The sequence below is a fragment of the Weissella sagaensis genome (assembly GCF_010306265.1).
Taxonomy (GTDB): domain Bacteria; phylum Bacillota; class Bacilli; order Lactobacillales; family Lactobacillaceae; genus Weissella; species Weissella sagaensis.
This window is the reverse complement of record NZ_BLKA01000007.1, coordinates 102,570-108,949: the sequence shown is the minus strand read 5'-3', so window position 1 is coordinate 108,949 and position 6,380 is coordinate 102,570. Positions and strand designations below refer to the sequence as shown.

The 6,380-nt window shown below is 34.4% G+C and carries 5 protein-coding genes; all 5 read right to left on the bottom strand.

The window, feature by feature from the left end:
* Window positions 1–490 precede the first annotated feature (490 nt).
* A complete protein-coding gene (locus G7Y65_RS07965; RefSeq protein ID WP_165314781.1) occupies window positions 491–2,686 on the bottom strand; it encodes an LTA synthase family protein in 2,196 nt (731 codons plus the stop codon).
* 116 nt (window positions 2,687–2,802) lie between these two features.
* Window positions 2,803–3,057: a DUF1797 family protein gene (locus G7Y65_RS07960; protein WP_042493767.1), complete on the bottom strand. Its 255-nt coding sequence runs from the start codon at window positions 3,055–3,057 to the stop codon at window positions 2,803–2,805.
* Between the two features lie 13 nt (window positions 3,058–3,070).
* A complete protein-coding gene (locus G7Y65_RS07955; protein ID WP_165314780.1) occupies window positions 3,071–4,069 on the bottom strand; it encodes a lysylphosphatidylglycerol synthase transmembrane domain-containing protein in 999 nt (332 codons plus the stop codon).
* Window positions 4,069–5,106, bottom strand: a complete 1,038-nt coding sequence (locus G7Y65_RS07950; RefSeq protein WP_042493765.1) for a glycosyltransferase family 4 protein — start codon at window positions 5,104–5,106, stop codon at window positions 4,069–4,071. Before G7Y65_RS07950 ends, G7Y65_RS07955 begins: the two co-directional genes overlap by 1 nt.
* Window positions 5,103–6,350, bottom strand: coding sequence for a glycosyltransferase family 4 protein (locus tag G7Y65_RS07945; protein ID WP_165314779.1), 1,248 nt, complete (start codon window positions 6,348–6,350; stop codon window positions 5,103–5,105). The genes G7Y65_RS07950 and G7Y65_RS07945 overlap by 4 nt, the downstream gene beginning before the upstream one ends.
* Window positions 6,351–6,380 lie beyond the last annotated feature (30 nt).

Here is a 6,380-nt window from a genome sequence, read left to right as displayed (position 1 = left end):
CGTTCATCCTGAGCCAGGATCAAACTCTCATTTTAAAAGTTTGAGTATAACTCAATTTTGTTGTTTTAATTGTTTAACAGAAGTTAAACGAATTTATTAGCGAATTGACTTCGCAAATGTTTTTTGTTTCAAGCTTAATGCTTGAAGATCCTACACATTTGTTCTATCGAAACGATATTCAGTTTTCAATGATCAACGTTGTTGTCTCGCTGACAACTTAATCTATTATACAGAACTGATTTTGAAAGTCAACAACTTATTTTTACCAATTTCTTATATAATTTCTCACAGTTTTTCGACTGCTTATATAATATACCGTAGAAATCAACGTTCGTCAACTACTTGTTTTATTTTAATTTTAACGAACGTTTTTATAACCAATATGCTCGAATAATTGCGTGTTTAAAGCGCAATAAAATCCCATCAGCGCACCACAAAAGTAATTTTGTAGTGTGCCAATGGGATTTTTAAATAACGACTATTAACTTAATTATTGTTGAATATCAGTTGTGGGCGTTACATTTGCACCATCATCCTCACCGTTATTTTCATCTGTTTTAGACAACTCTGATGATGAAGAAACCTCTTGAATAGTTTGTGGCTCACCACCTAATTCTGGCGCATCTGTCACATAGTCCTTTAATGTTGATTTATTATCATGTTGTGCTTTAATTGATGTTTTATGTTCCTTATTCATCTTTTGCAACAAACTCATTCCTTTAGCCCGCTGATAAGAATAGTCTTTGATATTAACCTTCTTAAAATCCTTTGGCTTATAGAATCGTAGTAAGTCACCCGTTTGCACGTCATCAGAATAAGTTAACATTTTATCCACATATGATTGAGTCTGATCAATAATCTCTTTAGCTCTTGGATCTTCCTTTGGTTTAATCTTTGTACCCGTGGTTGTAACATAATAATCACCACCATACTTCATATACTCAGCTGATACCCAGTCACCATTTCTAAATGGAACAATTTGACGTCGATTTGGACTTAGTAAATCTTGTCCAAACTGGATATTATCTTGCGTTGATTTTCCCAACAAGTGCAAAATAGTTGGCATGACATCAATCTCACCACCATACGTATGATTAACACCACCCTTTAACCCTGGCGCATGTACCATAAATGGCACTTTTTGCCAGTTTGCTAAATCAAAATTAGTTGTGCTCTTCTTTCCAGTTAACTTGGCGATAGCAGCCTTATGATTTTCAGAAATACCATAATGATCACCATACAACGCAATAACTGAATTATCATATAAGCCCGACTTCTTCATCCAGTTTAAGAATTCAGCAAATGATTGGTCCAAATAACGCGCTGTTTGTACATAACCATCAACAGTCTTATCGCTAGTCTTCGTTTTAGCGATAGAAATATTTTGCTTATCCAAATCATAAGGGTAATGATTTGTAACCGTAATAATCTTTGAATAGAACGGTTGTGGTAACTGTTCTAGATACTTTGCGGAATCCTTCAAAAATATCTTATCCTTCATACCATAACCAATATTGTAATTAGCATTATCTGCATTTTTAAAGTATGGCTTGCTAAAGAAATAATCGTATCCCCATGATTTATAGGTATTGTCACGATTCCAAAATGAAGCAACATCCCCATGCAAAGCTGCTGTGGTGTACCCTTGCTGATCTAAAATAGCAGGAACTGCTTGATACGTATTTGATGTACCATAATTAACCATTGCTGATCCTGAAGCTGTTCCAAATAAGCCAGTCTCTAACATCATTTCAGCATCAGCTGTTTTACCTTGACCAACTTGATTATAAAAATTATCAAATGATAATGTGTTTTGATCATGATAGAACTTATTTAAGTTAGGTGTTACTTCCACCCCGTCCACTTTGTAATCAATTAAAAATTGTTGGAATGACTCTAAGTGGAACATAATAACATTTTTGCCTTTTTCCTTACCAAAGTAAGCGGCATTTTGTAAAGCTTGATTATCTTTTAGATAGTTTTTGATTTTATTTAAATCTTGCGCATCAGCATCTTTTTTAACATCAGCCGTCTGCTTAGTTTTGAACATATTATAAGCAGCATATTCATTAAGTCCCAGATACTTAACAATGTAGTTATTATCAAAAGTTCGTGTCAATAGCCCTGAACGATCTTTACTTGATATACCATAACCAACTAACATTAAAACAATACCAAACAATGTTGTTAGTGCTGCAAAGCGCTTCTGTACAATTACCTTATCATATTTAATGCGTTTGAATAAAACCAACAATATTAGAATAATGATGTCTAAAAACACCAAAAAATCAAACGGACTAATGATTTCAGCAATTGATTTACCTAAATTATTTTCTACTGAGCCACCAGAATTAATAATATTTAAAGATAGGAAATCTGAAAACTCACGATAATACAACATATTAGCAAAAAGCCATATTGATTGTATTAAATTAATTAAAATCATTAACCAATAGGCTACTTTACCTCTAAAGTACAAAGCAATACTTAAAAGGATTATTGCTGTTGGTAATGGATTTAAAATTAAAATAAATTCTTGTAGCGTTCCTTTAACGCCTAAAGAAAAACTTGTTTTATAGGCCCAATAAGTTTTGATCCATACCAAAAATACAGATAACAAGAAAAAGCCAACAGTGGCATTAAAATCAGGCCACTTCTTTTTTATGGCTAGCATAACTCGTTGCATTATATTCTCTCCAAACTGTTTTAACTGCTAAGCAGCCATTTAATTTTAAAAATTTAGTATCCAATTTAACAATTAAACAAGTGTCATATTAAAAAGACCATAAACTATTGCCAACCTTAAAAGGTTTCCTTAAATTCTGACAACGCTTCATAGACATCAATAGCTAATAAATCAACATCATCAAAGGCAAAACGCTTACGTTTTTCTTGGTTAATTTCCAACGCAAACATACCTGACTCTGAATCATATAAAACAGTCACGACCGACACACCAAAAATACCAAAATCACGTTTTTGTAGCGTTTTTTGACGATCCTGCACCATCGCATTAATACGATGAACTATTTTATCTAAATTATTTTCTATTGGCATTTGTTTAACTCCGTTATTTTGTCTTGACGTTAAAAGCAATAATTCCTGCAAACATCCCCAAATAGTAGGTAATGATCCGCCATAAAACCATAGCGCAAACCAACAACCCTGCATTAGGCAAGAACGTTGAAAAAATCATTGAAAAGCCAATCTCAGCTCCTCCTGTACCACCTGGAATTGGAAATAGTGAAATAACCATCACAATTAGCACATGTAACGACATTACCAAAATAATGTTAACATGTTCCGCCCCTAAGGCTAATAATATGAAATACGGAATTAGATAATAAACTAATAATTGCACCAAAGTCAACATAATTGTTTTTATCAAAACTAACCAATCGTGGCTCATTCGGACACTTTCTGAATGAAAGTTATCAATTTTTTCATTGACCAAGGATTGCCATTCAGTCACCTTATCAGGTTTAATCCATTGTACTGGTTTAAAACCAATTTTAACCAATGTTCTTGTTAGACTTGGCCAATACATAACCAATAGCAAACCAACAATAACAATGAAATGAACTAAAAATCCTAACACTAAGAACCATGCCCATGCTTTTAATTTATCAGCAATAAACTCATAACCAACAATCATGGCTATGAAAAAATTTACAACAATCATCGCTTGATAAACAACAAATTTCATTAATAGAATTGAACCTGCACGACCTGGATCAACACCTGCCTGAATTAAAGTTATTAGTTGCATTGGTTGGCCACCAGCGGCAAATGGTGTAATACCATTACCAAACTGTTCAACTAATGGTATGCGCACCGCATTTGGCCATGACAATTTTCCATGTGAATCATCTACAAAAATTTTAACGACTACTGATTCAATCAATAGATAAACTACCATCGCTAATACTGCTACTAATAGCCACCACCAATTAGCATTACCTAAATCATGAACTAATTGCTTCATACTAACACTTTTAAATGACCAATAAAATATTCCGACACCAGCAATCATCATCAAAACGAACACAATGCTATTTCGCCTTGTCATTAATTTACCTCATCATCTTTATATTGAACTTGCGCTGTATAGTAAGCTTCCCATATCTTAGAAACACGCTCAGCAGAATAATATTCTGATGCTGACAGCGACTGCTGACTAACTTGTTGTCGTAACTCATCATCTTTTGCGAGCTTATCTAACTGACTTTGCATAGCTTGTCGGTCATAAGCTGGTAAGTAATATCCTGCAATAATTGCTTGATATAACTCTAAATCTCGCAAAATAGTCGGCGTTCCTGTACTAAAAGCTTCCAATGCTGACATTGGAAATAATTCCGTGTAACTTGGTAATAAAAAGACATCTGCTGCATTATAATAATCATTCATAAATGAGCGATCAACAATACCAGGAAAAATTAAGTTCTTTGGTGGATTATCAATTACTTTTTTTAATTGATCATACCCAGCTGTAATTGTTCCAAATGAAAAACCACCAACCCAAACAAAAGTCCAATCAGGATTGTCTTTTGCTAGCTGAATAAAATCAAGCACACCTTTGCGAACTTGAACTTGGCCAACCCCTAACACAATAAAGTCTTGCTCAGGTAAATTAAGTTTCCGTCGTAAGTCCGTTTTTTGCGAGGTTGGCTGCTTAAAGAACACTTTTTTTGAAACAAAATTTGGAATAAATGTTATTTTTTCCCGCTTCACACCTAGTGCAACTAGTTTATCAATAAAAACTGGGTTTACAACTACAATTTGATCCATTCGCTTATAAAACGTCATCATGTACCAATAAAAAATCTTTTTAAAAGGCCACCATAACTTAATTGAATCTTCAAGCGTTTCTGGAATAAAATGCACATATCCAACCTTAACACCACGACCAGGTAAGAAAGTATTTAAGAAAAAGCCCAAATTAATCGTATGATAATGACTAATATCCGACCTCGCTAAGCTGTTAAATTTCAACTCAAATTTATTTGGAAACTTTTCAGTTAATAAATTCACGAGTTCTCGATAAGCTGATCCAACTCCCTGACCGGGAACTGTCTCCGCAGCAGAAAACATTGTAATTCGAATCATTTTCCTTCTTTATGGAAAGGCGTCTTAGTTAAAAATGATTTTGCATATTCTAAATCATTACTAGTTACTTCTTCCATATCCTCCTCTTCATGGTAGACAACCAATGCCTCAGAGTAACAATCTAATACACGTTGTCCAAATGTTACCGCATCTATATCATATAATACCTTTTCACGAATCGATGGCTGACCAATTATACGATGTGTTTTTTTCGCCATCAAATAATTAACAACTGGTTCTAATAGTTCGTAACTATCATCAGCTAAGGCACCAATATTATCATCGATCACAACTGTTTCCAAATACGGACTACGTATTGCAACAACCGGTGTATTAGCTGTCATAGCTTCAATAAAAGTTAACCCTTGCGTTTCAGAAATCGAAGCTGACAAAAAAACATCAGCTAATCTGTAATAGCCATATACCTCATCATGATCCACTTCTCCAGTAAAAATGACATTATCTGAGATTTCTAAAGAGCGCACATGATCTTTTAATGCTGCCATCGCTGGCCCACCACCAACAATCAAAAAGATAGCATCAGGAACTTTCATTAATACTTCAGCAAAAATTTCTAGTGCCGTATCAATATTTTTTTCAAAAGCAATTCGTCCTAACGATAAAACAACTGGCGTCTCCGATGATATGCCTAATTTTTGTCGCAGTTGACTACTTGTGTCTTCTGACTCAGCGTGTTTGACGTTAACACCAGTTGGAATAATTTCAATTGGTGCTGATACTTTGTACTTTGTCAAAGTATCATACGTTTGTTTAGACGGTGCGATAACACCGGTCATTCCTGCCATAAAACTGCGTGCTATCACAGCTACACTTGCAGGTCTAATAATTTTACCGTTAGCAACATAATGCAAATAATCTTCATAGTTTGTGTGGAACGTGTGTACTGCTGGTATTTTTAATTGCCGTGCAACTAATTTACCAATTAATCCCAACGAGAACTCAGTTTGCGTGTGTACAATATCTAATTGTAGTTTTTTTGCCAACTGTATGGCCTGAATTCCACCTCGATATGACAATCGTCGATCTTTAAATCCAATAAAAGGTAAGCTTGGGAACCGATAAACATCTGGTTCTAAAACATCCCTTGGCACATTTGGATCTGTAGATGTAAATATATATACACGATGACCACGTGCAATCAATTGTTGACGTAACGTTTGAATCGACGTGACAACTCCTGAAACTTGTGGTGCATATGTATCTGTAAATAACCCAATATTCATGACCAACCAGCCTTTCACTAAATAGCTTAT

What these genes read in the sequence shown, in the direction of transcription:
- G7Y65_RS07960 (WP_042493767.1), bottom strand. Translation starts at nt 3,057, where the DNA reads ATGCCAATAGAAAATAATTTAGATAAAATAGTTCATCGTATTAATGCG.
- G7Y65_RS07950 (WP_042493765.1), bottom strand. Translation starts at nt 5,106, where the DNA reads ATGATTCGAATTACAATGTTTTCTGCTGCGGAGACAGTTCCCGGTCAG.
- G7Y65_RS07945 (WP_165314779.1), bottom strand. Translation starts at nt 6,350, where the DNA reads ATGAATATTGGGTTATTTACAGATACATATGCACCACAAGTTTCAGGA.
- G7Y65_RS07955 (WP_165314780.1), bottom strand. Translation starts at nt 4,069, where the DNA reads ATGACAAGGCGAAATAGCATTGTGTTCGTTTTGATGATGATTGCTGGT.
- G7Y65_RS07965 (WP_165314781.1), bottom strand. Translation starts at nt 2,686, where the DNA reads ATGCAACGAGTTATGCTAGCCATAAAAAAGAAGTGGCCTGATTTTAAT.